Source organism: Mitsuaria sp. PDC51, assembly GCF_900113225.1.
Classification (GTDB): Bacteria; Pseudomonadota; Gammaproteobacteria; order Burkholderiales; family Burkholderiaceae_C; genus Roseateles.
Genome location: NZ_FOZE01000003.1, coordinates 407,339 through 432,274, shown reverse-complemented (window position 1 = coordinate 432,274; position 24,936 = coordinate 407,339). Strand labels below are relative to the sequence as shown.

At 71.5% G+C, this 24,936-nt stretch carries 22 protein-coding genes; 9 read left to right on the top strand and 13 right to left on the bottom strand.

All coding sequences use genetic code 11. The features are described 5' to 3' along the window. Positions 1-59: 59 nt before the first annotated feature. The 8 genes from BM393_RS22400 (at position 60) to BM393_RS22365 (ending at position 7,463) form a co-directional block, all read left to right on the top strand. A complete protein-coding gene (locus tag BM393_RS22400; protein ID WP_254783567.1) occupies positions 60-1,103 on the top strand; it encodes a peptidylprolyl isomerase in 1,044 nt (347 codons plus the stop codon). An 89-nt stretch (positions 1,104-1,192) separates the two neighbouring features. Further along, complete coding sequence (locus BM393_RS22395) at positions 1,193-1,984, top strand: sulfurtransferase (RefSeq protein ID WP_175538466.1); 792 nt, start codon at positions 1,193-1,195, stop codon at positions 1,982-1,984. Then, positions 1,981-2,955 carry an alpha/beta fold hydrolase gene (locus tag BM393_RS22390; protein WP_091733178.1) on the top strand — a complete coding sequence of 325 codons (975 nt, stop codon included), beginning with the start codon at positions 1,981-1,983 and terminating at the stop codon, positions 2,953-2,955. Before BM393_RS22395 ends, BM393_RS22390 begins: the two co-directional genes overlap by 4 nt. 139 nt (positions 2,956-3,094) lie before the next feature. Beyond that, a complete protein-coding gene (locus BM393_RS22385) occupies positions 3,095-3,901 on the top strand; it encodes an ABC transporter substrate-binding protein (RefSeq protein ID WP_091733175.1) in 807 nt (268 codons plus the stop codon). Positions 3,902-4,026: 125 nt separating this feature from the next. Then, on the top strand, positions 4,027-4,719 hold the full coding sequence (locus BM393_RS22380) for an ABC transporter permease (protein ID WP_091733171.1): 693 nt from the start codon (positions 4,027-4,029) through the stop codon (positions 4,717-4,719). Between the two features lie 58 nt (positions 4,720-4,777). After that, the gene (locus BM393_RS22375) at positions 4,778-5,464 is read left to right on the top strand and encodes an ABC transporter permease (protein ID WP_091733164.1); all 687 of its coding nucleotides are present in this window, start codon (positions 4,778-4,780) and stop codon (positions 5,462-5,464) included. 101 nt (positions 5,465-5,565) lie between these two features. Beyond that, positions 5,566-6,693: a M14 family metallopeptidase gene (locus BM393_RS22370; protein WP_091733159.1), complete on the top strand. Its 1,128-nt coding sequence runs from the start codon at positions 5,566-5,568 to the stop codon at positions 6,691-6,693. Further along, on the top strand, positions 6,693-7,463 hold the full coding sequence (locus BM393_RS22365; protein ID WP_091733154.1) for an ABC transporter ATP-binding protein: 771 nt from the start codon (positions 6,693-6,695) through the stop codon (positions 7,461-7,463). The genes BM393_RS22370 and BM393_RS22365 overlap by 1 nt, the downstream gene beginning before the upstream one ends. Before the next feature lie 71 nt (positions 7,464-7,534). Here the strand turns inward: BM393_RS22365 and BM393_RS22360 are convergent, their stop codons facing one another. The 4 genes from BM393_RS22360 to BM393_RS22345 form a co-directional block, all read right to left on the bottom strand. After that, complete coding sequence (locus tag BM393_RS22360) at positions 7,535-7,855, bottom strand: DNA-binding transcriptional regulator (RefSeq protein ID WP_141225441.1); 321 nt, start codon at positions 7,853-7,855, stop codon at positions 7,535-7,537. Then, on the bottom strand, positions 7,836-8,123 hold the full coding sequence (locus tag BM393_RS22355) for a type II toxin-antitoxin system RelE/ParE family toxin (RefSeq protein WP_254783566.1): 288 nt from the start codon (positions 8,121-8,123) through the stop codon (positions 7,836-7,838). Before BM393_RS22355 ends, BM393_RS22360 begins: the two co-directional genes overlap by 20 nt. Before the next feature lie 246 nt (positions 8,124-8,369). Beyond that, complete coding sequence (locus BM393_RS22350; protein ID WP_091733140.1) at positions 8,370-9,611, bottom strand: FAD-binding oxidoreductase; 1,242 nt, start codon at positions 9,609-9,611, stop codon at positions 8,370-8,372. A gap of 47 nt (positions 9,612-9,658) precedes the next feature. Beyond that, positions 9,659-10,075: a nuclear transport factor 2 family protein gene (locus BM393_RS22345; protein ID WP_091733137.1), complete on the bottom strand. Its 417-nt coding sequence runs from the start codon at positions 10,073-10,075 to the stop codon at positions 9,659-9,661. A gap of 106 nt (positions 10,076-10,181) precedes the next feature. Between BM393_RS22345 and BM393_RS22340 the strand changes: the two genes are divergently transcribed. Continuing rightward, positions 10,182-11,069: a LysR substrate-binding domain-containing protein gene (locus BM393_RS22340; protein ID WP_175538465.1), complete on the top strand. Its 888-nt coding sequence runs from the start codon at positions 10,182-10,184 to the stop codon at positions 11,067-11,069. 87 nt (positions 11,070-11,156) lie between these two features. On the opposite strand, the gene BM393_RS22335 is transcribed toward BM393_RS22340, so the two are convergent. From BM393_RS22335 to BM393_RS22290, 9 genes are all read right to left on the bottom strand, one after another. After that, positions 11,157-11,510: a DUF1428 domain-containing protein gene (locus BM393_RS22335; protein ID WP_091733130.1), complete on the bottom strand. Its 354-nt coding sequence runs from the start codon at positions 11,508-11,510 to the stop codon at positions 11,157-11,159. 241 nt (positions 11,511-11,751) lie between these two features. Continuing rightward, positions 11,752-14,571, bottom strand: a complete 2,820-nt coding sequence (locus tag BM393_RS22330; protein ID WP_091733127.1) for an ATP-binding protein — start codon at positions 14,569-14,571, stop codon at positions 11,752-11,754. Next, positions 14,571-15,284 (bottom strand): hypothetical protein, encoded by a 714-nt coding sequence (locus BM393_RS22325; protein WP_254783565.1) that lies wholly within the window; start codon positions 15,282-15,284, stop codon positions 14,571-14,573. Before BM393_RS22325 ends, BM393_RS22330 begins: the two co-directional genes overlap by 1 nt. Next, a complete protein-coding gene (locus tag BM393_RS22320; protein WP_091733120.1) occupies positions 15,281-16,798 on the bottom strand; it encodes a hypothetical protein in 1,518 nt (505 codons plus the stop codon). Before BM393_RS22320 ends, BM393_RS22325 begins: the two co-directional genes overlap by 4 nt. 22 nt (positions 16,799-16,820) lie before the next feature. Then, positions 16,821-17,339 (bottom strand): GNAT family N-acetyltransferase, encoded by a 519-nt coding sequence (locus BM393_RS22315; RefSeq protein ID WP_091733117.1) that lies wholly within the window; start codon positions 17,337-17,339, stop codon positions 16,821-16,823. Further along, a complete protein-coding gene (locus BM393_RS22310) occupies positions 17,339-18,058 on the bottom strand; it encodes a cold shock and DUF1294 domain-containing protein (RefSeq protein ID WP_091733114.1) in 720 nt (239 codons plus the stop codon). The genes BM393_RS22315 and BM393_RS22310 overlap by 1 nt, the downstream gene beginning before the upstream one ends. A 36-nt stretch (positions 18,059-18,094) precedes the next feature. Next, complete coding sequence (locus tag BM393_RS22305) at positions 18,095-20,050, bottom strand: DEAD/DEAH box helicase (protein WP_254783564.1); 1,956 nt, start codon at positions 20,048-20,050, stop codon at positions 18,095-18,097. A gap of 478 nt (positions 20,051-20,528) precedes the next feature. Next, positions 20,529-22,961 carry a hypothetical protein gene (locus tag BM393_RS22300; RefSeq protein WP_141225440.1) on the bottom strand — a complete coding sequence of 811 codons (2,433 nt, stop codon included), beginning with the start codon at positions 22,959-22,961 and terminating at the stop codon, positions 20,529-20,531. Then, a complete protein-coding gene (locus BM393_RS22290; protein ID WP_091733108.1) occupies positions 22,906-24,921 on the bottom strand; it encodes a chorismate-binding protein in 2,016 nt (671 codons plus the stop codon). Before BM393_RS22290 ends, BM393_RS22300 begins: the two co-directional genes overlap by 56 nt. Positions 24,922-24,936: the final 15 nt, after the last annotated feature.

Genomic DNA, 24,936 nt, shown 5'->3' with positions numbered 1-24,936 from the left:
ATTGTAAGAAGGCTATGCTCGCCCCCCATCGAACACACGCGCCGAGCGCCCGCGGGACCATGAGCATGACGACCAGCATGACGATGAGCCTCTCGACCACGCCCCGTTCCCGGTCCTGCGCGACCGCGCTGGCGTCGCTGGCGCTGTGCGCGCCGCTGATGGCGCTGGCCGCCCCGGCCCAGCCGCCCAAGCCGGCGAAGCCGTCCCGCAGCAGCGCGGACATCCTCGCCACCGCGCCGGCGTCCGTCTGGCGCGACGTCGACCCGGACAACCTGTTGGTGATGACCTTGCCGCAGGGCCAGGTGTTCATCGAACTGGCGCCGCGCTTCGCCCCCGCGCATGTGGACAACATCCGGGCGCTGGCCCGCGGCGGCTACTACGACGGGCTGGCGATCGTGCGCGTCCAGGACAACTTCGTCACCCAATGGGGCGACCCCAACGCCGATGACGAGGACACCGGCATGAAGGGCAAGGGCAAGCCCTTCCCCGCGGGGGCGAAGGCCCACCTGCCGGCCGAGTTCTCGATCCCGCTCAAGGGGGTGCCGATGACGGTGCTGCCGGACGTCGACGGCTGGGCGCCGCGAGTCGGCCAGGTGGACGGCTTCGCCGCGGCGGCGGATCCCAAGGCCGGCAAGGCCTGGCTGGCGCACTGCTACGGCAGCGTCGGCGCCGGCCGCGGCAACGCGGCCGACTCCAGCACCGGCGCGGAGCTCTATGCCGTCATCGGCCAGGCGCCGCGCGGGCTGGATCTGAACATCACGGTCGTGGGCCGCGTGCTCAAGGGCATGGAGTTCCTGTCCTCGCTGCCGCGCGGCGGCGCTGCGATGGGCTTCTACGACAAGCCCGAGCAGCGGCTGGGCATCGAGCGCGTGGCGCTGGCCGCGGCGCTGCCGGCCGAGCAGCGGCCCGCGCTGCAGGTGCTGCGCACCGACACGCCGACCTGGCAGGAGCTGCTCGACGCCCGCCGCCACCGGGGCGGCTGGTTCGTGCACAGCCCGGGCTACACGGACCTTTGCAGCGCCGCCGTCCCGGTGCGGGTCAAGCCGGCCGACGGGCCGGAGGTCAAACTCAACGAGCCCAAGTCGCCCGAGACCCGTCGCTGAGCGCATCCGCGCCCCCTGGGCGCGGTCGCCGGCCGCCCTACAATCGCGCGTTTTGCTGATCCTGCGCGGCCCCGCGCCGCCGCACCGGCATGAACGCTGCTGTCCCGCCTGAACCCCTGCCCGTCCTGAACATCTCCTGCTACCTGTTCGTCGCCATCGAGGCGCCGGATGCGTTGCGGGACACGCTGCACGAGCGCGCACGCACGCTCGACCTGAAGGGCACGGTGCTGATCGCCGAGGAGGGCATCAACCTGTTCCTGGCCGGCCCCGCCGAGGCGGTGCGGACCTGGGTCGGCGCGCTGCGCGCGGACCCGCGCTTCGCCGCGCTGGCGCCCAAGGAAAGCTGGAGCGACACCGTGCCGTTCCGCAAGCTGCTGGTGAAGGTCAAGCCGGAAATCATCCGGATGAACCATCCGACGATCCGCCCGGACCAGGCGCCGCGCGCGCCCGCGCTGCCGGCCGCCACGCTGCGCCGCTGGCTGGACCAGGGCCATGACGACGAGGGCCGCCCGGTGGTGACGCTGGACACGCGCAATGCCTTCGAGGTCGACGTCGGCGCCTTCGACGGCGCGATCGACTGGCGCATCGCCAAATTCAGCGAGTTCCCCGAGGCGGTCCAGGCCCACCGCGCCGAACTGGCCGGCAAGACCGTCGTCAGCTACTGCACCGGCGGCATCCGCTGCGAGAAGGCGGCCCTCTACCTCGAGCAGGACGCGCGCGCGCATGGCGTCGATGCGCGGATCTACCAGCTCGAGGGCGGCATCCTGAAGTACTTCGAGGAAGTGGGCGGCGCGCATTACCACGGCGACTGCTTCGTCTTCGACGAGCGCCGCGCCGTCGATCCCGAGCTGGCGGCCTCGCCCGAATCCGTCATCGAATGAGCGATCGCCCGACCTTCGGCGCCCGGCTGATGAAGCTGCTGGGATTCGCCGTGCTGGCGACGGCGCTGCTCGCGATGGCCTTCCGTGCGCCGGACCGGCCGCTGGAAAGCCTGATCGCGCGCTGGGCGCCGCCGCCGTCGGATTTCCTCGAGCTGAAGCTGCCGGGCGGCCAGGTCCAGCTGGTCCATTTCCGCGACGAGGGTCCCCGCTCCGACACCACCCCCATCGTGCTGCTGCACGGCACCGCCGCGAGCCTGCACACCTGGGAGGGATGGGTGAAGTCGCTGAGCGCGACGCGCCGCGTCATCACGCTCGACCTGCCGGGCTTCGGCCTGACCGGTCCCTCTCCTCTAGGCGACTACAGCGACGACGCCTATGGCTCGTTCCTGTGGTCCTTCCTCCAGCAGTTGCAGATCAGCCGCATGGTGCTCGGAGGCAACTCGATGGGCGGCGGCCTCGCCTGGCAGTACGCGGCGCGGCACCCGGAACAGGTGGCGGCGCTGGTGCTGGTCGACGCCGGCGGGCTCGACCTGCCCAGTGCCGCGGTGCCGGCGGGCTTCAGGCTGCCGGACTCGCGGCTGCTGCACTGGCTGGCCGGCGTGTTCCTGCCCCGGCCGCTGGTGGACCGCAGCGTGCGCGAGGTCTACGGCGATCCTTCCAAGGTGGATGCGGCGCTGGTGGACCGCTACTTCGAGCTGACGCTGCGGGAAGGCAACCGCGAGGCGCTGACGCAACGCCTGGCACAGCGCACGCCCGGCCGCCACGTCGAACTGCTGGCGCGCATCCAGGCGCCGACGCTGATCCTGTGGGGCGGCCGCGACCGCCTGATCCCGCCGGTGGCGGCCACGCGCCTGCATGAGGCCATCGCGCACAGCACCGTGCAGGTCTTCCCCGGACTGGGGCATGTCCCCCAGGAGGAGGACCCGGCGTCCACCGTCCAGGCCGTTCACACGTTTTTGCACTCTCCTTAACCCTGATGGCCGCCACGCCTGCGGCATTGCAACAATCCCCCCCATTCCGGACCCGCCTCCCCCGAAGCGGGAGCGAGCCGCCCGAGAGGCGGAACCGGAAGTCCATTCCACGATTCCTGCTCAATCACAAGGAGCCTTCATGCAACGACGACAACTGATCGCCCGCGCCGCCCTGACCGCCTGCGCCCTGCTGGCCACCGCCGGTGCCGTGCACGCCCAGGCCCCTGACTGGAAGAAGATCCGGATCGGCGTCGAGGGCGCCTACCCCCCGTTCTCCGAAGTCGGCGCCGACGGCAAGCTCAAGGGCTTCGAGATCGACCTGGCCTACGCGCTGTGCGCCGAGATGAAGGCCGAGTGCACGCTGGTGCAGCAGGACTTCGACGGCCTGATCCCGGCGCTGCAGGCCCGCAAGGTCGACGCGATCATCGCCTCGGTGTCCATCACCGACGAACGCAAGAAGGTCATCGCCTTCTCCAACCCCTACTACAACACCCCAGCCCGCTTCACCGCCAAGGCCGACGCCAAGTTCGACTTCTCGCCCGCCGGCCTGAAGGGCAAGAAGATCGGCGTGCAGCGCGCGACCATCCATGAGAAGTTCGCGACCGACACCTTCAAGCAGAGCGAGATCGTCCGCTACGCCACGCAGGACCAGGCCTTCCTGGACCTGAAGTCGGGCCGCGTGGACCTGACGCTGGCCGACCTGGTCGCCGCCGACGTCGGCTTCCTGAAGACGCCCGCCGGCAAGGGCTACGCCTTTGTGGGCCCGAGCTACGACGACGTGAAGTACTTCGGCGTCGGCTCCGGCGTGGGCCTGCGCAAGGCGGACGAGAAGGTGCTGGGCAAGAAGTTCAACGACGCCATCGCCGCGGTGAAGGCCAACGGCACCTTCAAGAAGCTCAACGACAAGTACTTCGAGTACGACATCTCCGGCAAGACGGCCAAGTAAGCGGCCGGTCCGCCCCGGGAGGGCCCGCGCACGCGGCCCCTCCCCCGGGCACCGGGACCCGGCCGCGCCGGGTTCCCGCCCCACGCCTGCCCCCCACTCCCCGCGAACGATAGCGATCCCCACCGATGAACCTGCACGGTTACCTGCCCAGCCTGCTCGAGGGCGCCTTGCTGACCCTGGGCGTGGCCCTGAGCTCGATGGCGCTGGCCATGGTGCTGGGGCTGCTCGGCGCGATGGCCAAGCTGTCGAAGTACCGCGTCGCCAAGGGCGTCGCGACCGTCTACACGACGCTGATCCGCGGCGTGCCCGACCTGGTGCTGATGCTGCTGATCTTCTTCGGAGGCCAGGTCGCGGTGAACGCGATCGCGCTGCAGCTCGGCCACGAGGAGTACATCGACATCAATCCGTTCGTGGCCGGCGTGGCGACGATCGCGTTCATCTTCGGCGCCTACCTGACCGAGGCCTTCCGCGGCGCCTTCCTGGCCGTGCCGCCGGGACAGCGCGAGGCGGGCCTGGCCTTCGGCATGAGCCCGGCCCAGGTCGCCTGGCGCATCACCTTCCCGCAGATGTTCCGGCACGCGCTGCCGGGCCTGTCCAACAACTGGCTGGTGCTGATCAAGAGCACCGCCATCGTGTCGGTCATCGGGCTGCACGACCTCATGATGCGGGGCTCGCAGGCCGCCGCCGGCACGCGCGAACCCTTCGTGTTCTACCTCGCGGTGGCGCTGATCTACCTGCTCTTCACCTCGGTGTCCGAACTGGTCTTCGACCAGCTGCAGAAGCGCCTGTCCACCGGCGTGCGCCGCCACTCGCTGTGAGCGCGACCCGCCTTCCGCGCCGTCCCGCCCCCGCCCGACCCGACCGAACGATTTCCCCATGAACCTGGACGCCATCGTCGAGAACCTCCCGCGCTACCTCGAGGGCGCGGTCGTCACCTTCGAGCTGCTCATCGTCTCGCTGCTGATCGGCCTGGCCCTGGCCATCCCGCTGGCGGTGCTGCGCACCCTGCCGATCAAGTGGCTGTCGCGCACGGTCTGGGCCTACACCTACGTGTTCCGCGGCACGCCGATGCTGGTGCAGCTGTTCCTGATCTATTACGGCCTGGGCCAGTTCGAGTGGATGCAGCGCAGCGCGCTGTGGCCGCTGTTCAGCTCGGCCTGGTTCTGCGCCTGCCTGACCTTCGTGCTGAACACCGGCGCGTACACGACGGAGATCATCGCCGGCTCGATCCGCTCGCTGCCGCACGGCGAGATCGAGGCCGCCAAGTCGCTGGGCATGAGCCGCTGGGTGATGCTGCGCCGCATCGTGCTGCCGCACGCGCTGCGCCGCGCGCTGCCGGCCTACAGCAACGAGGTGATCTTCATGCTGCACGGCACCGCGCTCGCGAGCGTGGTGACCATCATGGACGTCACGGGCATCGCCCGCGACATCAATGCCACCTACTACATTCCGTTCGAGGCCTTCATCACCGCCGCGCTCTTCTACTTCACGATGACGCTGGTGCTGGTGGGGCTGTTCCACCAGGCGGAGAAGCGCTGGCTCAAGCCCCTCATGCCGCGCTGACCCGCGCTGACCCCGCGCTGACGCTTCTCGCCCCGCCCCCGCCCCGCTTCCCCATTTCCAGCGCGCCGCCTCCCCGCGGCCCGCGCCGCCACCCCACTCCGATGCAACTCCGACAACATCCGCTTCCGAGCCCCACCCCGGGCACGCAGCGCGAGCTGGTCTCGCTGCACTACGGCCGCCCCGGCGAGGGCCAGAAGGTCTACATCCAGGCCTCGCTGCACGCCGACGAACTGCCCGGCATGCTGACCGCCTGGCACCTGCGCCGCCACTTCGACGCGCTCGAGGCGGCCGGGCGGCTGCGCGGCGAGATCGTGCTGGTGCCCATGGCCAACCCGATCGGGCTGTCCCAGTGGTGGCTGCAATCGCACCTGGGCCGCTTCGAGGGCCTGTCGGGCGAGAACTTCAACCGCCACTACCCCGAGCACATCGAGGCCGCCGCGCGCCATGCCGAGCCTCGCCTGGGCACCGACGCGGCGCATAACGTGGCGGTGCTGCGCGCCGCGCTGCGGACCGAGATCCAGGCCGGCAGCGCCGACACCGAGCTCAAGGCGCTGCGCAAGACGCTGATGCTGCTGGCCTGCGACGCCGACGTGGTGCTGGACCTGCACTGCGACGCGCAGGCGATGATGCACCTCTACACCGAGACGCCGTGCTGGCCGCAGTGCGAGCCGCTGGCGGCCTACCTGGGCGCGGCGGTGACGCTGCTGGCGACGGACTCCGGGGACAACCCCTTCGACGAAGCCTGCTCGCAGGTCTGGTGGAAGTGGGCCCGGCATTTCGGGGATCGCTTCCCGATTCCGCAGGCGACGCTGTCGGTGACGGTGGAGCTGCGCGGCCAGCAGGACGTCAGCCACGAACTGGCCGCCAAGGACGCGCAGGCGATCGTCGACTTCCTGATCCACCGCGGCGTGATCGCCACGGACGGCGCGGTGCCGCCGGTGCCGGCGCCGGTCGGCGACGCACGGCCGCTGGCCGGCTCGATGCCGATCCCCTCGCCGGTGGGCGGGGTGCTGACCTTCCTGCGGGAGGTCGGCGCGGAGGTCAAGGCCGGCGACGTGATCGCGCAGGTCATCGACCCCATCACCGCCCAGGTCACCGACCTGAAGAGCCCGGTGGACGGGCTGCTGTTTGCACGCGACACGCTGCGCCTGGTCACGGCCGGGGCGCGTGTGGCGAAAGTCGCGGGCCGCGAGGCGACCCGCACCGGAAAACTGTTGGGAGCCCGTTGATGTCCGCGGCCAGTCTTGTTGTCGACAACCTCCATAAGCGCTACGGCGATCGCGAAGTCCTCAAGGGCGTGAGCCTCGCCGCGAAACCGGGCGACGTGATCACGCTGATCGGGTCCAGCGGCTCGGGCAAGAGCACCTTCCTGCGCTGCCTCAACCTGCTGGAGCAACCCTACGAGGGCACGCTCCGCCTGGGCGACGAGCAATTGAAGCTGGTGCGCGACCGCGACGGCAGCTTCAAGGCCGGCGACGCCGCGCAGCTGCAGCGCTGGCGCGCGCGGCTGGCGATGGTGTTCCAGAACTTCAACCTGTGGGGCCACCGCACGGTGCTGGAGAACGTCATCGAGGCGCCGGTGCATGTGCTGAAGCAGTCCCGGGCCGAGGCGATCGAGAAGGCGGAAGCGCTGCTGGCGCGGGTGGGCGTGTCGCACCGCAAGGACGTCTACCCGGCGCAGCTCTCCGGTGGCGAGCAGCAGCGCGTGGCGATCGCCCGCGCGCTGGCGGTGGAGCCGGAGGTGATGCTCTTCGACGAGCCGACCTCGGCCCTGGACCCGGAGCTGGTGGGCGAGGTGCTGAAGGTGATGCGCGACCTCGCGGCGGAGGGCCGCACGATGATCGTCGTCACGCACGAGATGGGCTTCGCGCGCGAGGTGTCCTCGCACACGATGTTCCTGCACCAGGGCCGCGTGGAGGAGCAAGGCGACCCCCGCGAGGTCCTGATCAAGCCGCAGAGCGAGCGCCTGAAGGCGTTCCTGAGCGGTGGTCTGAAGTAAGTCCGCCTGCCGGCGCCCGGCTGCGCCGAGCCACAAACAAGCGAACGGCCCGGGCATGCCCGGGCCGTCGTTCATGGAAACACGGCGGCGAGCCCGCGATCACGCACCATGCGAAGCAGCCGGAGTTCCGCTCCTTGCGGTCCTTTGCCGAGTCCCTGTTCCCACCGCCGGAACTGCCGTGCCGTCGTATTGAGGATGCGGGCCAGCGTGTACACGCTGTAGGTCGACTGCTCGCGGATGGCGCGGAAGTCCTCGGCGCGCAGCGGTTGCGGCGCTGACATGCCGACGCGCTCGATCGTGCGCAGATCCTCGTCGTTGAAGGTCCCGCAATCGTGGAGGTCGCGGCTCAACCGAAGCAGGCGTTCCATCGTTTCAGACTTGCGTTTGCGCATCACAGTTCACTTCCTTCAGCTTGTTGCTCTCGATCGAATCGGACAGCTCGCGGATCGATTTGGACGTCAGCGCCTGCCCGACCGCACGGCATGCATCCCAGGTGGCTGTATCGATCTGATCCTGCTTGCTCTTCGCATAACCCTCGAGGAAGAACCAGGGGCCATCCCCTCGCGTCGCGACGATCACGCGATACCCACCGCGCTTGCCAGCCCCGGATCGTGCGATCCGCTTCTTGAAGAGTCCACTACCGAGATCTGCATCGATCAACCCGCGTTCCATTTCAGCGACGGCGCGGCACAGGTCCTCTTCTGCGCAGCGCCTGCTTCCTCATCCAGCGCTGAAATCCATCGACCAAGAACACGACACTCCTCATTCGACCTCCGGGCAGGATTGCGACACGCGCGCTCAGTGACAGGCCGCGCCAGCAAAGGTCTCACGCTGAAGACGGCCTTCCGATGGGGGACACCTTCGGGCGCGCCGTTCGTCGGTCTCAGCCTGTCGTTCACCGCCCTCTCATCCGCCAAACCGCCGCGCCGAGAACGGCGCCGCATCGATGAACGGCGGCTCTCCGGTCATCAGGTCCGCGAGCAGCCGCGCGCTGGCGGGGCCGAGCGTGAAGCCCTGGTGGCCGTGCGCGAAGTTGAACCACAGTCCCGGATGCCTCGGCGCCGGGCCGATGACGGGCTTCATGTCGGCGCTGCACGGCCGGCTGCCGACCCAGGGCTCGGACTCCACCGCCTCCCCCAGCTCGAGCAGCCCGCGTGCCTGCGCTTCGGCGCCCGTCAGCTGGCGCGGCGTGAGCGGTGCGTCGATGCCGGCGATCTCGGCGCCGGTGGTCAGTCGCAGCCCGCGCCGTTGCGGCGCCAGCACATATCCGCGCTCCGCGTCCAGCGTCGGCATCGTCACGCGTCCGCCGCCGCGGTAGTGGCGGTGGTAGCCGCGCTTGACGAAGAGCGGCAGGCGGTAACCCAGCGCGCGCACGAAGCGGTCGGACCAAGGCCCCAGCGCGACCACGGCCTGCGCGCCTTCCAGACGGCCCTGATCGGTCTCCAGCGTCCAGCCATGGGCGGTCGGCCGCGCCGCCGTCGCATCGGCCTGCATGAAGCGTCCGCCACGTTGCAGGAAGGCCTGCGCGTAGCGCTCGACCAGCCCGCCGGGATCGTCGACGCTCCACGACGGCAGCCAGTGCACGGCGCCAGCCAGGCGCGTCCGGAAATCGGGCTCCGCCGCTGCCAACGCGTCCGCATCCATCGCGACGAAACGGACGCCGTGCTCGCGCTGCACCCGCTCGGCGTCGCGCACCGCCTCGTCGAGCGCGCGCGGCGTGCGGAAGACCAGGCGCAGTCCGTCGCGCCGCACCAGGCCGTCGGCACCGGCCAGCGCGATGTAGCGGGCGTGCTCGGTGGTAGCGTGAGCGATCAAGGCAGCGTAGTCGCGCGCGATGGCTTGGTGTCGCGCAGGGGCGGAGTGGCGCCAGTAGCGCCACAGCTGCGGCAGCGCGGCCAGCAGCGCGCGCGGGTGGTAATGCACCTCCAGGCCCCGCCCCAGGGCCGCGGACAGCAACGATCTCGCGTCTCGCGGGAAGGCATACGGCTCGACCGCCTCGCGCTGGATCACGCCGGCATTGCCGAAGGAGGTCTCCTGCCCGGGCGGACGGCGGTCCACCAGCGTGACCGCGTGGCCGCGCAAGCTCAGCTCCAGCGCGGTGCAGGTGCCGACCATGCCGGCGCCCAGGACCAGGATCTCCCGTGTCATCGCCCGTGCTCCTTCCTTCTTCCTTCTTGCTTCTGCCTCGATGCGCCTCAGGCGTACTTGTCACCGACCAGCGCGCGCACCGGGTGGGTGTCGTACACGATGGTCATGCGCTGGATCCGGCCCTGCTCGTTGAAGTCGAAGACATCCACGCAATCGAAGCGGACCTCGGTGCCGTCCCGCAACTGCCAGTGATACACGAAGTAGGCCATCGCGCGCGATGCGCCCTGGGCGCTGAGCAGGATGTCCAGCACCTCGATTCGGCTCTGCCCCGAGGCGTCACGTACCTTGTCGAAGAAGGGCCGCGGGCTCATGCAGCCGAGGAACGGCGACACGACCTGCGCGTCCTCGGTGAACAAGGCCACGATGCCCTCGACGTCCGAGGCCTCGAGGCGATCGAGGTAGCGCTTGACGACGGCGACGTGCCCGGCGTCCGGCAACGTCGATTCGGAGATGTGCTGATTCATGAGTGACACGCATGCCTGCAGTAGGAAGTTGGCTGGATCGTACGAAGCAGCCGCCTCGTCGACCAGCGAAAGCTTCTCATGCGAGCCATGCACTAGGATCATGGCGATGACGCCCCGATCCACCCTCCCGCCGCTGCAGAACCTGCAGGCTTTCGTCGCTGCCGCGGAGGCAGGGAGCTTCACCCAGGCCGCGAGCGCGATGCACCTCACCCAAGGCGCGGTGAGCCGGCAGGTGTTGGCGCTGGAGGCGCATTTCGGCTGCGCGCTCTTCACGCGGCAGGCCCGAGGCCTCGCACTGACCTCCGAAGGCGCCGTGCTGCTGGCGGCGGTGCGCGAGGCCCTCGCCGGCATCGGCGCGGCGAGCGCGGCGATCCGCCGTCAGGCGGCGGTGATCAACCTCCAGGTGCCGCCCACGCTCGCGGCCCGCTGGTTGCTGCCGCGCCTGCCTCGCCTGCGCCAGGCCCTGCCCGACCTCGAACTGCGCATCTCCACCAACTGGACCGACGCGCCGGACTTCGCGCGCTCCAGCGTCGACGCGATCATTGCGCACGGGCACGGTCGCTGGCCCGACGTCGACCAGGTGCTGCTGATGCGCGAGCGGCTCACGCCGATGTGCTCGCAGGCCATGGCGACGCGGTTGAAGACGCCCGCCGACCTGGCCAAGGTCGAGCTGCTGCATCCCGGCCCCGAGCGGCGCGAATGGCGACGCTGGTTGGACGGCGCCGGTGTCGAGGGCGTCGACGGCGCCAGCGGCCATGTCTTCGACACCCTGGACCTGGCCCTGTCGGCGGCCATGCGCGGACAGGGGGTGGCCATCGCCGACCCGCGGATGCTGCAGGAGCTGGTAGAGGACGGCATGCTGGTGACGCCGTTCGGCACCCAGGTCGCCTCGGGGAACGGCTACTTCCTCACCTGGCCGCCGGCCCACGGATCGAAGCGCGGCCTGAACGAGCTCCGCGCCTGGCTGTCGAAGGAGTTCTCGAGCCGGCGCTGATCCGGCGCCCTCGCGGAGAAGGCGCGAGCCCACGCCAGCGGCGCCCCGCGCCCGGCACGCGGCGAGGCGGCGGGCGGACGCCCTTGCTCAAGCCTCGACGATGACCTCGAAGCCGCCGAAGATCATGCGCTGGCCGTCGAACGGCATGCTCGCCGGATCGTGGTTCATGCGCGGGTCCTCCATCGACTTCTTCATGCCCTCGTCGCGCACCTGGCGCGACGGCCAGACGATCCATGAAAAGACCACCGTCTCGTCGGGCTTGCGCTGCACCGCCATCGGGAACGAGGTCACCTTGCCCTCGGGCACGTCGTCGCCCCAGCACTCCACGACCTGCAGCGCGCCGTGGTCCTTGAACACCGCCGAGGCCTCCTGCGCCAGCTGGCGATAGGCCTCGCGCTTGGCGGTGGGCACGGCGATCACATATCCATCCACGTAGTTCATTGCGGTCACTCCGGTTGATCACGCGGCTCACGGCCACGTCCTGCACGACGAACGGCGGCGCGCGAGATCGACATCCTCGTCGCGCATGGCCGGATCGGGTGCCTCCGCCCCGCCACGGAAGGGGAAATGCCGCCATGCGCCGCGCGGGCGCGCGTCGACACGCCGCAGCGCGGGCAATCGGGACGCCCGGCCCCGTCGTGGTCGACAGGCCGGTCCGTGACGTCGCCGCGCCCGCGCGCGCTCAGCCGTAGACCGACTTCTCCGGCCGCCGCGCCAGCACCGCGATCGGCGGCGCCCAGCGCTCGCCGCGCGGCTTCTTGCTCGTCACCAGCGTGATCTCCGAGGGCTCGAAGACCTCGACGTTGTGCGTGATCGGCGTCGTCAGCAGGTACTGCGCGCGCGTGCTCTTCAGGAAGTGGCCCACCAGCTGGATGTTGCGCACGTCCAGGTGGGCGAAGGGCTCGTCGATGAAGACGAAGCCACCCGGCGCGTCGTCGTCCTTCATCAGCCCCACCAGCAGGATCAGGCTCTTGAGCACCTGCTGCCCGCCCGAGGCCTCGCCGTCGTTCAGGCCCACCTCGCCCTTGCCGTCGAAGTTGAACTTCACGTGCAGCCCGGCCTGCGCCAGCACCGTGTCGTCGTTGTCCAGGTGCGGCAGCTCGGCCTGCGCATGCACGCCGGCGAGCTCGCCCAGCTCCTGCACATTCTTCTTGTAGCGCCGCACCGTCGCGCGCAGCACGTCGATGTAGCGCTCGCGCGCGTTGAACGCGGCGATGCGCGCCATCTCGTTGCTCGCGCGGCGGTCGTCGAGTTGCGTGGTCTGCTCCAGCACCGCGACCTGCATCCGCGCATGGCGCTCCTGCACGCCGGCATCGGTCTCCCACACGCCGGTGTCCAGTTCCTGCTGCACGTGGCGCGAGGCGATCTCCGCCTGCTTGGCGTTCTCGAACTCGTCGCGCAGCGCCTGCAGCCGCATCGGATGCACCCAGGCGGCGGGGAACTTCGTCCGCGCCTCGCGCGAGGCACGGGCGGTGGCGATCAGGTCGTCGCGCTTGCCGGCCCAGTCGCGCTCGGCGCGCAGCACGTTGTCCTCGCTGGCCTTGAGGCTGGCCTGGGCGGACTCGTAGTCGCGCTCGGTGCGGGTGGCCGCGGCCACGGTCCGGTCGTGCTCCTGGTCCAGCGCGGCCATGCGGGTCGCCGCCTCGATGCGCGACTGGCGCAGGCCCGGCAGGCGCGCGCGCGCCTCGGCGAACTCCTCGGCCCGCTCCACCAGCTCCTGCGCCGCCTTGTGGCCCTGCGCCGCGCGCTGCGCGTCCTTGAGCTGGCGCTCGATCTCGAGCTGCTCCTTGGCGAGCTTGGACAGCTCCAGGTCGTAGCGCGTCAGCTCCTTGTCCAGCGAGGCGCGCCGCGCATCGAGCGCGGAGTCGCCGAACTGGTACTCGCGCGGCTCGACCCACAGGCTGCGGCCGCCGCGGCCATCGCGGTAGTAGGCCTCGGTGGTGATCCACTCGCCGCCGGTCTGGGCGCCCTTCTCGGTGTCCGCGACGCAGCGGATCGAGGCCAGTTGCCGCAGCAGCCAGCCCGGCGCCTTGGCGTTGAACTTCAGCACCGACAGCAGGCTGTCCTTCGGGCTCACCGCCGGCGCATGCTCGCCGTCGGCGACCACGTAATGCCGGTAGCGCTCGCGCGAGGCGATGCGGTAGGCCTGGCTTTCGTCGCTGGCGCGGGCCAGCACCACCACCCAGCGCGACGGCCGCAGGAAGCCCTCGGCCGCGGCGCGCCACGCGTCGTCGGCGATGTCGATCGCGTCGGCCAGCACGTGGTGCGCGATGCCGGCCTCGTCCAGCGCCTTGCGAAAACGCGTGACCTCCGCCGGCGGCGGCGGCACGCGATGCCCGGTCAGCTCGTCCATCGCCTGCTGCGCCTTGCGCTGCTGGTCGTTCTGGCGCGTGAAGCTCTCGCGCAGCTGATGCTGGCGCGTGCCGAGTTCCTCGAGCTTGGCCGTCAACGCCGCGCCATCGGTCTCGACCGCGGCCAGCGTCTTCAGGTCGTCCTCGCGCTTGGCGAGCTGCTCCATCGGGCGCTCGCCGTCGCGCGCCGCCTCGAAGGCCTGGCGCGCTTCCTTGCGCTGCTGCTCCAGGTCGGCCAGCTTGTCCTTGGCCGCCTCCTGCGCCTTGAACAGCGCCAGCAGCTGCGCGCGCTTGTCGCTGATGCCGCGCTCGTCGGAGCGCGCGAACAGCCGCTGCCGGTGCAGCTCGCGCAGCTGCTGCGCGGTGCGCTGGCGCTGCTCGCTCCACTGCAGCACCGGCACGACCTCGGTGGCCAGGCGCTCGCGCTCCTTGAGTCGCAGCTGGTACTGCTGGTAGCTGTTGACGCGGTTGGACAGGTCGGACAGCTGCGCCTGCGCATGCGACAGCTCGTGCTGCGCCTGCTCGACTTCCTTGACCAGCTGCTGCTGGTGGTTGCGCGCCAGCTCGTAGCGGTCCAGCACTTCCTGGTCGCCAAAGACCTCGAACACCAGGCGCAGCAGTTCCTTGGGGGAGAGCTCGCACAGGCGGTCCGTCTGGCCCTGCTCCAGCGCCAGCACGCGGCCGATCGCGCGCGTCAGGCCGGCGGCCTCCAGGCGCTTCTTCCAGGCTTCGATGCCCAGCCAGTCCTTGTCGGCCTTGGTGTCGAGCTCCTCGATCTCATGCACGCCGTCGACCAGGATGTAGCGGCGCACCCAGTCGCCGCCCTGGCGCGAGATGCGGCAGGCCAGCGTCACCTGGTCCGCGTACAGCAGCGAGCTCGCGAACGGCCGGCTGCTGTTCTGGCGGCCGCGCGGGCGGTTGTCCACCAGCGCGCGCAGCCAGGCGTGCTCGGCGTTGGCATGGCGGGCGTAGGTCTTGTAGGTGCGGCCGCCAGAGCACTCCAGCCCCAGCAGCGTCCGCATCGCATCCAGCAGCGTGGTCTTGCCCGAGCCGTTGGGCCCGGCGATGGTGATGATGTTGCCGTCCAGCGGCATCGAGACGCGGCGGCAGTAGTCCCAGTGCAGCAGTTCCAGGGATTGCAGGTGAAACATCAGGCGTCGCTCAGGTCGGATTCTTCGTTGTGGCGGGCGGCCAGGATGGCATTCAGCATCGGGCCGGATTCCGCATCGGTGCTGCGCGCCAGCACGTCGGCCAGCGCGCCGTCCAGGATGCGCGGCGCCAGCGTGTCGTAGTCCAGCAGCAGGTCCAGCAGCGGGCCCTCGCAGATGTCCTCGCCCTTGCGGGTGATGAAGCCCTGGCGCTCCAGCAGCTTGAGGTTGGCGTCCAGCCGCATCTTCTTGCCCAGCTGGTTGCCGAAGTCGGCCAGCAGGCTGCGGTAGGACAGCGTCGGCGCGCTGCTCGCGGCGCTGGGCAGCGGCTTGTCCTTGGCGAACATCTCGCCCTGCCCCTCGGCGGCCTCCTCGGCGCGCGCGAGCTGGCGCTGGCGCTTGGGCAGCACGATCAGCGCCCACACCACCACCAGCAGCGCGACGCCGTCGCGCGGCAGGTCCAGGTTGTTGTTGGAGGCCAGGCCGGTCTCGCCGAACACGGCGACCTCGGCCGGGCGCAGCATCGCCAGCGTGATGTGGTCGGCGTAGACGTTGTCCACCACGCGCAGGCCGACGGCGGCCACGCGCTCGTTGACGGCGCGCCAGAGCTCCTGGTCGATCAGCGCGCGGCGCACCAGCGGCTGGTTGCGCGGCAGCCAGCGGCGCGCCAGCAGTTGAGCCGCCAGTTGGGCGGCGTCGTCGAGTTGATTGCTCATGACTGGGAAGGCGGTTCAGCCGCGACGCTGGCGTCGACGGCAGGTTCGGGTACGGTGCCGGCGGCGGTGTCGGCCGCCTCGGCGGCAGCAACGGCCGCAGCGCTCTCGGTGCCGGCGACCGCCGCCTTGCGGCGGCCGCGCTTGGGCGTTTCCTCGGGCGGGCGCCACTTGGGTTCGGGCTCGGGCTCGGCCGGCGGCTCGACCTCCGTCGAGTGCAGCACGCCCTGGCTCATCCAGCGGACGTGCTCGTCATCGATCTCGCCCTGTTCGGCGGACCAGCGCACGCGCCACGGCTGGCGCGCCATGTCGCCGGTCGCGCCGGCCAGATGCTGCGCCTGCGGATCACCCAGCAGCGGCAGCAGCTGCGCGCGGTACGCCGCGCGCGCGTAGCTGCCGCCCAGCACCGCGGGACGCAGGTCGTTCATCGGCACGCCGTCGCCGCTCCAGCGGCCCAGCAGCGCCTGCAACTGGGCCATCTCCGGCGGCAGGCTCATCACGGCCAGCTCGCCCGGCGGCGCGGCCAGGCCGCTGGGCAGCGGCTCGGGCGTGGGCGGCACCGGGCGGTCGCGCTCGAACTCGGCCTCGCAGCCGTCCAGCAGTTCATGCTGCGCGACGAAGACCGGATGCACCGGCCGAGACAGCGCGCCCAGCGCCAGGTTTTCCAGGAACGGGACCTCCTGCAGCCAGCGCCGCACGTCGGTCGTCGTGATGCCGGTGGAGCCCAGCGTCACCCGCTGGCGGTCGGCCTGCTGCAGCGCGCGGTTGAACTGGCTGGCCATCGCCAGCAGCCGCGCCTGCGCCAGGCCGAGCTCGCGCGCCAGGCGCTCCAGGCGCGCATTGCCGTCGTTCTCGGCCTGCCGGATGATCGCGGACAGCGCCTCGCTGGCGCGCTCGACCAGCTTGAGCGCCCGCTCGAAGCGCATGCGCGCGCGGCGCAGGTGGAACTCGGAGCCTGAGGCGATCGCGTCGGCGAATTCGTTGTAGAGCCGCGAGAGCTGCGCCAGCAGATGCTGCAGCTGGGCCGGCTCCAGCGTGCCGAGCTGCTGCGCGCCGGCCACGTTGGCGAGCAGGCCGGCCAGGTCGCCGTCCTCGTCGGCGGCCTGGCCCTGCGTCAGCGGCGAGACCATCGCCATCAGCTGCTGCGCCAGCGGCGTCACGCCGTACTGCTGGTTGGACGCGTCCCAGAGCAGCAGCTGCGCGTCGCGCAGGCGCTTGAGCACCAGCTCCAGCGCCTCGTCGCGCAGCAGGTGGAAATGGCGGTTCAGGTCGTCGCGCGAGAGCCGCGAGTGCGGCAGGCTCATCAGCTCGATGAACACCCAGACGCGCAGCCGCACCAGCGTGGACGGGCCGTGGAACAGCGCGCGCTGCGCGGCCAGCAGGGCCTCGTTGCGTTCCAGCTGCCACCACAGGAGGGAGTCCTGCGGGAGCTGGCCTTCGCGGAAATGGTCTTCGAAAGAGGGTTCGGGGAGATCGTCGCGCAGAGCGTCGTCCGCGCCTCCCGGGGTCAGGGTCATGGGGCGGGATTATCGCGCCCCCTCAGACGGGTCCGAGCGCCCTTCGCATCAGGGTCGCCCCGGGGCCGAAGCTGGCCAGTTTCCGCGCCAGCGCGGAGCCCGAAGGCGCGTCCGCGGCGGCGAAACCCTGGCGCTGCCAGTACTCGCGCGAGCCCTGCACCGCCACCAGCGCGATCTGCGCCAGGCCCATGTCCTGCGCGCGGTTCACCACCTGCCGCAACAGCTTGCGGCCCAATTGCCGCGAGCGCCCCGCCGGCGACACCGCCAGGTCGTGCAGGTACAGCGTGCGCGGCGCACGCGCCGGCGCGACCTCCGGCGCATCCAGGGCCGGCAGTTGCCCATCGTCGACCGGCAGGCTGACGACATACGCCAGCGGCTCGCCGGCCTCGACGGCCAGGTAAGAGCAGTGCAGATGGCGCGCCGCGCGCAGCTTGGCCTCGAAGGCCTCGGCGCTTTCCAGGAACTCGGGCCCATAACACTGGGCCTGCAAGGCGAGCACGGCGGGAAGGTCCGCCGTGCCGATCACTTTCAACTGCAGCATCAAACGAAGTCGCCGGCCGATCGCATGTTCCAGTGGTCGGAGATCCCCGAGAAGAAAGGCGACAGCAGCGGCGTGAAGAGACAAACGAAGGCCAGGATGTTGAGCGCGACGCTCAACCAGAACACCCGCCGGAAGCCCGGCTTGGCGCTCTTGTGGCGTAGCAAGTGCTGGGCCAGCAGCGCGCCGGGCCAGCCGCACAGCAACGCGAGCCCATGCAGCGTGGACTCCTTGACGCGCCACTGGCCCAGCCGGGCGGCGCGCTTGTCCAGCGCGTAGACGATGAAGGTCGCGAAGCTCATCGCGACATAGGTGCCCCACAGCCCGCGCGGCAGCGGCCAGGCCAGGTGCGTGAGCAGCACCAGCGTGGCGAATCCCGGCACCAGCCAGAGCGAGGCACCGGTGTCGGCGGATTGCTTGGGGGATGGGGCCGCGCCGCGCAGCGGCTGCGACCGGTCGCGCGGCCAGGCCGCGCCGCCCGGGCGTGGCGCCGGGCCGGCGGGGGCCGGCTTGGGCTCGAGGCTCTTGACCTCGAGCGCGCGGGGCTTGCCCTGCGCGTCGGCGCCGGGCTGGTAGCTCACGCGCTCGCCGACGAAAGGCCGGCGCGCGCGCAGCGAAAAGGCGCTGATGTGCACGAAGCGCTTCGGGCCGCCGTCGGACGGCGCGATGAAGCCGTAGCCCTTCGCGTCATCCCACTGGACGATCCGACCCTCGACGCGCATCCCTCAGCGTTCCCCTTCAGTCCGAGCCGCGAGGGCTCAGTAGCCCTTGCGCGGGCCTTTCTTGACGAAGCCGCCGCGGTCGTCGCCGCCTTGGCGCGGGCCCTTGAAGGCCGGCTTGGCCGGGCGGCCTTCGAAGCCGTCGTTGCCCTTGAAGGCCGGGCGCTCGGCGCGCGGGCCGTAGCGGTCGTTGTTCTCGGCCGAACGATCGAAGCGCGGATCGAAGCCGCCACGGCGCTGCTCGAAGCCGCCGCCGTTGCCGCCCTGGCCGCCACGCGGGCCGCCGAAGTCACGCTGCGGACGGTCCTGGACCTGGCCGTCGCGACGCTCGAAGCGGTTGCCGCCGCCGAAGCCCTGGCCGTCGCGCTGCGGACGATCGCCGAAACGCGGGCGGTCGCCGAAGGGACGGTCGCCCTGCGGGCGGTCACCGAAACGCGGACGGTCGCCGCCTTGCGGACGCTCGAAACGGTTGCCACCGCCGAAGCCGCCCTGGCCGCCTTCACGACGCTCGCCGAAGGCCGGGCGGCCTTCCGGACGCTCGAAGCGGGCGCTGTTGTCGAAGCGGTTGTCGCCGCCGAAACCACCGCGGTCGTTGCCACGGAAGCCGCCGCCTTGCGGACGGCCGTAGCCGCCGCGACCGCCGCCGAAGCCACCACGGTCGTTGCCGCGGAAGCCGCCACGGTCACCGCGGTCGAAACCGGGACGCGACGGGAAGATGCGCGGCTCTTCGTTGCGCGGCTCCAGACCTTCGATGCGCGAGACCGGGATCTGCTGCGTCGTGAACTGCTGGATGCGCTTGATCATCGAGATGTCGCCGCGCTCGGCCAGCGTCACCGCGATGCCGGAGCGGCCGGCGCGGCCGGTGCGGCCGATGCGGTGGACGTAGTCCTCGGCCTTCATCGGCAGGCCGAAATTGATGACGTGCGAGATGGTCGGGACGTCGATGCCGCGGGCGGCCACGTCGGTGGCGACCAGCACGCGCAGGTCGCGGCGGCGCAGCGCCATCAGCGTGCGGTTGCGCTTGCCCTGCGGCATGCCGCCGTGCAGCGCGGCGACGCGGTGGCCGATGGCCTCCAGCTGCTCGGCCAGCCACTCGGTGTCCTGCTGGGTGCTGGTGAAGACCACGGCCTGGTCCACGTCGCGCTCGCCCAGGATGTGCTCCAGCAGCTTGCGCTTGTGCTGGCCGTTGTCGGCCCAGTGCAGGCGCTGCTCGATGTTCTCGTGGGTCTCGGTGTGGCCCGAGACGTCGATGCGCTGCGGGTCCTTCATCAGCTGGGCGGCCAGGCGGCCGGTGTTGCCGGCGAAGGTCGCGCTGTACATCAGCGTCTGGCGGGTGGCCGGGATCTGCTCGGCGACGAAGTTGATGTCGTCGATGAAGCCCATGTCCAGCATGCGGTCGGCCTCGTCGAGCACGAACATCGTCACGTTCTCGAGCTTGCAGCGGCCGCTGTTGATGTGGTCCAGCAGGCGGCCCGGGGTGGCGATCAGGATGTCCAGGTGGCCGCTGAGCGCGCGCAGCTGGTGGGCGTAGGGCATGCCGCCCAGCACGGTGGCCACGCGCAGGCCCTGGATGTGGCGGCCGTAGGTCATCGCGGACTTGGCGACCTGCATCGCCAGTTCGCGCGTCGGGGCCAGCACCAGCACGCGCGGGCCGATGGTCTTGGTCTTGCTGCCGGCGGCGCGCTCGGCGCGGGCGGTCAGCACCTGCTGCAGCGCGGGCAGGATGAACGAGGCGGTCTTGCCCGAGCCGGTGCGCGAGGACACCATCAGGTCCGCGCCGGTCAGCGCGGGGGGAATCGCCTGGGCCTGCACCTCGGTGGCGTTTTCGTAGCCGGAGTCCTTGACGGCGCGCAGCAGCGCGTCGTGCAGGCCCAGGGCGGAGAACGGCGTGCCGCTCGTTTCCGCGTCGTTGCCGAGTTCGCCGGCTTCGATCTGGGAGTCGAGCTCGTCGTTCTGGTTCTGGGCGTCGGCGTTCATGTCGTGGTCGAAACTCATCTGTCTTGCAATCCAAAGGCACGCGCCGCCACCGACGCCGAAGGACGGCGTCCGCGCTGGCGCGCTGTGGCCTGTCATGCGATCTCGATCGGATCGCGGCAGGACCGTGATGTCGCTGGGAGAAAGCTCGCGTCGATCACCAGGCAAGAGAGACACGCGCAGCGCGGCCGCCGAAGCAGCCCACGAGCGGGTGGAAGGGCCTGGTGAGGCGCCGGGGAACAGTCAAAGCGACGGCATCGCCGCCGACCGAACCCGAGGGCATGCAGGGCGCGCTTCCCGTGGCGGGAAACCGCTCCGGAGGAGATCCGGAGCCTGCGTGGGCATCCGTCGGGATGGCCGGCGCAGCGGTCTGCAAGAGGTCAGAGGAGACGTACGAAGCACCGTCTGAAACGGTGAAGCCCGAGAGTATAGCGACTTTTCGGGTTTTCACCTAGCACCATTTGATCAGCGCCCCACGGCGCTGGTTCCTGCCGCTGTTTCAGAGGCCTTCGAGCAGTGTCGGCAGCACCGCCATCAGCGCGTCGAGCTGGTCGCCCTCCAGCCAGGCCGGCGCGGCGTCCAGCCAGTCGGGGAAGCTCACGCCGTCGCGCTGCGCGCGCAGCACGGCGGCGTCGAGCGAGTCCTCGATCAGCAGCAGCGCCGCCGGCACGCCGCAGGCCTCGTCGCCGCAGACGACCTCCACCCGATGCGCCAGCACGGCCGGCTGCCACGGCAGGTCGGCATGCACGAGGGCGACGCGATCCTCGGCCAGCGCCCCGCCCGGCAGGCTGCCGAGCGCGTCGTCGCTGGCCAGCAGCACGCCGGCCTCGGCGGAGCGCCAGGCCGACAGCGCGGCCGCGCGCGCCGCCGGGGCGTCGCCGGCACGCAGGCGCTGCGGTGGCAGGCGGCGCAGTTGCGGCGACATCGACAAGCTGTCCAGCAGCGTCTCCGAGCGCGCGCAGACCACCAGCCGCGCGGCCGCCGGCACGGCGCCCTGGATCCATTCGCGACGCAGCGCGAGCACCGCCTCGGCCTTCGCGGCCAGCGCCTGGCGGGACGCCGGCGGCAGCAGCGACAGGGCCTCCAGCAACTGCTGCTGCTCGGCACTGGACAGGAAACGCAGCGCGGTCCAGCGCTCGATCAGCTGGCGCAGCTGCTTCAGCGGCGCGGCCGGCAGGCTGGCGCCGTTCGCGCCGGCGCCGTCGAGCCACATCGGCGAGAGCAGCGCGGCGGGCAACTGGTCCGCCAGTTCGCGCTTGCGGCGCGAGAGCAGCACCGACTCGAGCGCCTCGCGCTTGAGCTTCTTGCCGGCGTCCTCGGGCAGTGCGCGCAGGCGCGCCAGCGGGCCGCGGCGCATGTCGTCGAGCCAGTCGATCCAATCGACCAGCCGCGCGTCGGCCAGCGGCTCCTGGTGCGCGATCAGCAGCAGCTGCGCGGCCGGCACGGCGCGCAGCGCCGCCAGGCGTTCCGAGTCGACCGATTCAATGCCGTCGACGATCAGCAGCGCCGCCTGCGGCTTCGCGGGCGGCGTCGTGGCGACGGTCACCGACTTCGCCTCCTCGCCCAGCCAGCGTGTCAGGTCGCGCCGCCAGGCGGCGTGGGCCGCCTCCGGGGCGATGACGACAGCGGGCTTCACGCCGAAGCACTCGCCCCACAGCCGGATCGCGGCGATGGCCGCGCCGCGCTGCCCCAGTCCGAGGTCGTCGGCCACGAGCGCACGGCCGGCGCAGACGGCGAACAGCGCCGCCTCCCAGGCATGGACCGGCAAGTCGTCACGCAGCAGCGCGCGCATCGCCGCGCCGTCGGCCATCGCGGCCTCGATCCGCTGCACCCGCGCCTGGGCGTCGCGACCGCAGGCCAGCTGCGGCCACACCGGCGCGTCCACGCGCAGCACGACGCCCAGCGACCGGGCTTCGCTCAGCAGTTCCTGCAGCCAGGCATGAGCGCCCTCAGCGGAGCGGCGCAGTTGCTCGTCCAGGCCGTCCTGCTCGCGCAAGCGGTCGGGGACCTCGCGACCGCAGACCCACTGCAGCCGCCGCTGCGGCCCGGGCACCAGCCAGACCTCGGCCTCGCGCGCGGGCCAGCCGGCGTCGAGCGCCTCCTGCTGGGCGGCATCGAACAGCGCCAGCAGATGCTCGCCGTGCTCGCAGGTGCCCTGGTCGCGATAGCCGGCGCAATCGCAGCGCCAGGTCTGGCGGCCCAGCAGGCGCAGCCGGCAGGTCGCGCCGGTCAGGCCATCGCGCAGCTCGTAGTCGCCGAACACGCCGTCGTCCTCGCGCGGGCCGAGCGTGAAGCGCGGCGGCTCGGGCGGGACCGCGGGGATCGCCTCGACCGCAGGCTCGGTCTTCGGCTTGCGACGGCCCTTGCGGGGAGCGGCGCTCTCGCCGCTCTCCGTGGCCACGACTTCGATTTCAGTCGAAGCGTCGGCCTCAGTCGAGGCTTCGGATTCAGTCGAGGCTTCGGTTTCGGCCGGGGCTGCGGCCTCGGTCGGGGCTGCGGCCTCGGTCGGGGCTGCGGCCTCGGTCGGGGCTGCGGCTTCGGTCGAAGCTTCGGTGTCGATATGGGCCTCGGCGGCGGTCGCGCGCTTGCGGGCCGGTCGCTTCTTCGGCGCGGGCACAGGGGCGGCCGGCTCGGCCGCCGCTTCCGGTGCGGCCTCGGCAGCTGCCACCGGCTCAGGCGCAGCCTCGGTCGTCACCGGCGCCGCCGGCCCCGCCTTCGCGCGGGAGACGCGCTTGCGCGCCGGCTTCGGCGTCGCCGGCTCGGCGGACGCCGCGGGCGTCACGGGCTCGGCGGCCTCGGTCCGCGGGACCGCTTCGGTCGCCGCTTCGTTGCCCGCATCGGTCACCGCTTCGGCCACCGGCAGGCTCGCTGCCTCGTCACCCACCCGGGTCTTGCGCGCCGCCGGGCGGCGGCGTTGGGTTGTCGTCGTCATGAAGGTCCTCGTGCCGCAGCCGCGCCTCGCGCCAGCCACGGACACCGTTGAAGATGGCGAGCGCATGCGCCCGCCGCAGATCCTGCAAGGTCAGCCGCGCCTCGCGCAGCCGGCCTTGCTCCAGCAGTTCCTCGCGCAGCGTGCCGGGCAGCAGGCCGGCCTCGGCGCGCGGCGTCAGCCACGGCCCGTCCGGCGCCCGTTGCAGCGCGAGGTTGGTCAGGCAGCCCTCGGTGAGCTCGCCCTCCCGGTTGAACAGCAGCACGTCGAAGCAGTCCGCCGGCTTGGCGTCCAGGAAGCCCTGGTACACCTCGCGGCGCGTCGTCTTGTGCTGGATGAATTCGGCGTCGGGCCCGCGCGTGTCGATCGGGCCCCGCGCGAGCGCCACCACGAGCGGCTCCCTCGACGTCGACCCGTCGTCCCCCTCGCCGGGCCCGTCCGGCCCATCCGGCCCATCCGGCCCGCGGGCCACGCGCGCCTCCGGCAAGGCCTGGACCGTCTCGGTGAACACGCCATCGCGCGCCAGCGTGAGCCGCACGCGCCAGGCGCCTTGCGGATGCCGCCGCGCGATCTCGACCAGCCGCGCCTTCGCCGCGTCCGCCGACCAGGCCAGCCCGAAGTGGCGCGCCGTGCGCTGCATGCGCGCCAGATGCCGCGCCGCGCGCGCGAATTCGCCCGCCTCGAGCCGCATCGTCTCCAGCGCCTCGATGGGTGCGCGGGCGCGGGCCAGGAAGCGCGCCTTGGCGCGCCACTCGTCGATCTCGTCACGCGGCCGCGAATCGAGCGTGATGCCGCTGCCCACGCCGCAGCGCAGCGCGCGGCCCGCCTGCTCGACGGTGCGGATCGGCACGTTGAAGGTCACCGCCCCGCCGGGCTGCAGCAGCCCGAGCGCGCCGCAGTACCAGCCGCGCGGGCCGGGCTCGAGCTCGTCGATGACCTCCATCGCGCGCTTCTTGGGCGCGCCGGTGATCGAGCCGCAAGGGAACAGCGCCGTCATCACCTCGTCCAGCGCGAGGCCGGCGCGGGTGACCGCGCTGATCGTCGAGGTCATCTGCCAGACCGTGGGCAGCGCGTGCAGCTCGAACAGCCGCGGCACCCGCACCGAGCCCGGCACCGCCACGCGCGACAGGTCATTGCGCAGCAGGTCCACGATCATGAGGTTCTCGGCGCGCTCCTTGGCGCTGGTGCGCAGGTAGGCCTGCGCGGCCTCGTCGCCGGCGCGGTCGCGGCCGCGCGGCGCCGTGCCCTTCATCGGCTGGGCAGACAGCAGCCAGGTGTGGCTGGCCTGCGGCGCCTCGGGCAGCGGACGCCAGTCGAAGAACAACTCGGGCGAGACGCTCGCGACGCTGTGCCGATCGCCGCCCTCGCCGGTGCGCAGGAACAGCGCGAAGCCGCCCGGCTGCGCGGCGTGCAGCGCGAAGAAGTGCAGGACCGGGTCGAAGTCGCTTTCGTCGGCTTTGTCGGCTCCGTCGGCGCCGACCGTCTCCGCCGCCAACCGCGTCGTCAGGTTGACCTGATAGCAGTCGCCGGCGCGGATGTACTCGCGGATCCGCTCGACCTGCGCCTGCTCGTCGACATCCGCCTGCGCGTCGCGCCACGCCGTCATCGGATGCGCGCGTCTGGCACCCGCCGCGGCGAGCGCCTCCGGCCACGGCGCGGGCGGCTCCTGCCAGACGTGGAATTCCGCCAGCGGCGCGTCCCCGGCCGGCCGCGTGCGCAGCACCGGATCGAGCGCCCCCGCCGCCTCGTAGCGCAGCCCGCCCAGCACCCACGCGCCGGTGCGCGCCGCGGCATGCGCCAGGCGCAGCACGGCGCGTAGCCGCTCGGCGTCGTGCGCGATCAGCCGCTGCGCCGGCGGCACGAGGAAGGCGCCGCGCAGGCGCTCGCCGTCCTCGCGTGCCAGCGGATGGCGCGGAAAGTCGAAAGCCGCCCACAGGTCCTGGGGGCGGAGCGGGATGTCCATCGGAGCCTCAGCCGC

Coding starts and splice junctions, on each gene's coding strand:
- BM393_RS22400 (WP_254783567.1), top strand. CDS start 60: ATGAGCATGACGACCAGCATGACGATGAGCCTCTCGACCACGCCCCGT.
- BM393_RS22395 (WP_175538466.1), top strand. CDS start 1,193: ATGAACGCTGCTGTCCCGCCTGAACCCCTGCCCGTCCTGAACATCTCC.
- BM393_RS22390 (WP_091733178.1), top strand. CDS start 1,981: ATGAGCGATCGCCCGACCTTCGGCGCCCGGCTGATGAAGCTGCTGGGA.
- BM393_RS22385 (WP_091733175.1), top strand. CDS start 3,095: ATGCAACGACGACAACTGATCGCCCGCGCCGCCCTGACCGCCTGCGCC.
- BM393_RS22380 (WP_091733171.1), top strand. CDS start 4,027: ATGAACCTGCACGGTTACCTGCCCAGCCTGCTCGAGGGCGCCTTGCTG.
- BM393_RS22375 (WP_091733164.1), top strand. CDS start 4,778: ATGAACCTGGACGCCATCGTCGAGAACCTCCCGCGCTACCTCGAGGGC.
- BM393_RS22370 (WP_091733159.1), top strand. CDS start 5,566: ATGCAACTCCGACAACATCCGCTTCCGAGCCCCACCCCGGGCACGCAG.
- BM393_RS22365 (WP_091733154.1), top strand. CDS start 6,693: ATGTCCGCGGCCAGTCTTGTTGTCGACAACCTCCATAAGCGCTACGGC.
- BM393_RS22360 (WP_141225441.1), bottom strand. CDS start 7,855: ATGCGCAAACGCAAGTCTGAAACGATGGAACGCCTGCTTCGGTTGAGC.
- BM393_RS22350 (WP_091733140.1), bottom strand. CDS start 9,611: ATGACACGGGAGATCCTGGTCCTGGGCGCCGGCATGGTCGGCACCTGC.
- BM393_RS22345 (WP_091733137.1), bottom strand. CDS start 10,075: ATGAATCAGCACATCTCCGAATCGACGTTGCCGGACGCCGGGCACGTC.
- BM393_RS22340 (WP_175538465.1), top strand. CDS start 10,182: ATGACGCCCCGATCCACCCTCCCGCCGCTGCAGAACCTGCAGGCTTTC.
- BM393_RS22335 (WP_091733130.1), bottom strand. CDS start 11,510: ATGAACTACGTGGATGGATATGTGATCGCCGTGCCCACCGCCAAGCGC.
- BM393_RS22330 (WP_091733127.1), bottom strand. CDS start 14,571: ATGTTTCACCTGCAATCCCTGGAACTGCTGCACTGGGACTACTGCCGC.
- BM393_RS22325 (WP_254783565.1), bottom strand. CDS start 15,284: ATGAGCAATCAACTCGACGACGCCGCCCAACTGGCGGCTCAACTGCTG.
- BM393_RS22320 (WP_091733120.1), bottom strand. CDS start 16,798: ATGACCCTGACCCCGGGAGGCGCGGACGACGCTCTGCGCGACGATCTC.
- BM393_RS22315 (WP_091733117.1), bottom strand. CDS start 17,339: ATGCTGCAGTTGAAAGTGATCGGCACGGCGGACCTTCCCGCCGTGCTC.
- BM393_RS22310 (WP_091733114.1), bottom strand. CDS start 18,058: ATGCGCGTCGAGGGTCGGATCGTCCAGTGGGATGACGCGAAGGGCTAC.
- BM393_RS22305 (WP_254783564.1), bottom strand. CDS start 20,050: ATGAGTTTCGACCACGACATGAACGCCGACGCCCAGAACCAGAACGAC.
- BM393_RS22300 (WP_141225440.1), bottom strand. CDS start 22,961: ATGACGACGACAACCCAACGCCGCCGCCCGGCGGCGCGCAAGACCCGG.
- BM393_RS22290 (WP_091733108.1), bottom strand. CDS start 24,921: ATGGACATCCCGCTCCGCCCCCAGGACCTGTGGGCGGCTTTCGACTTT.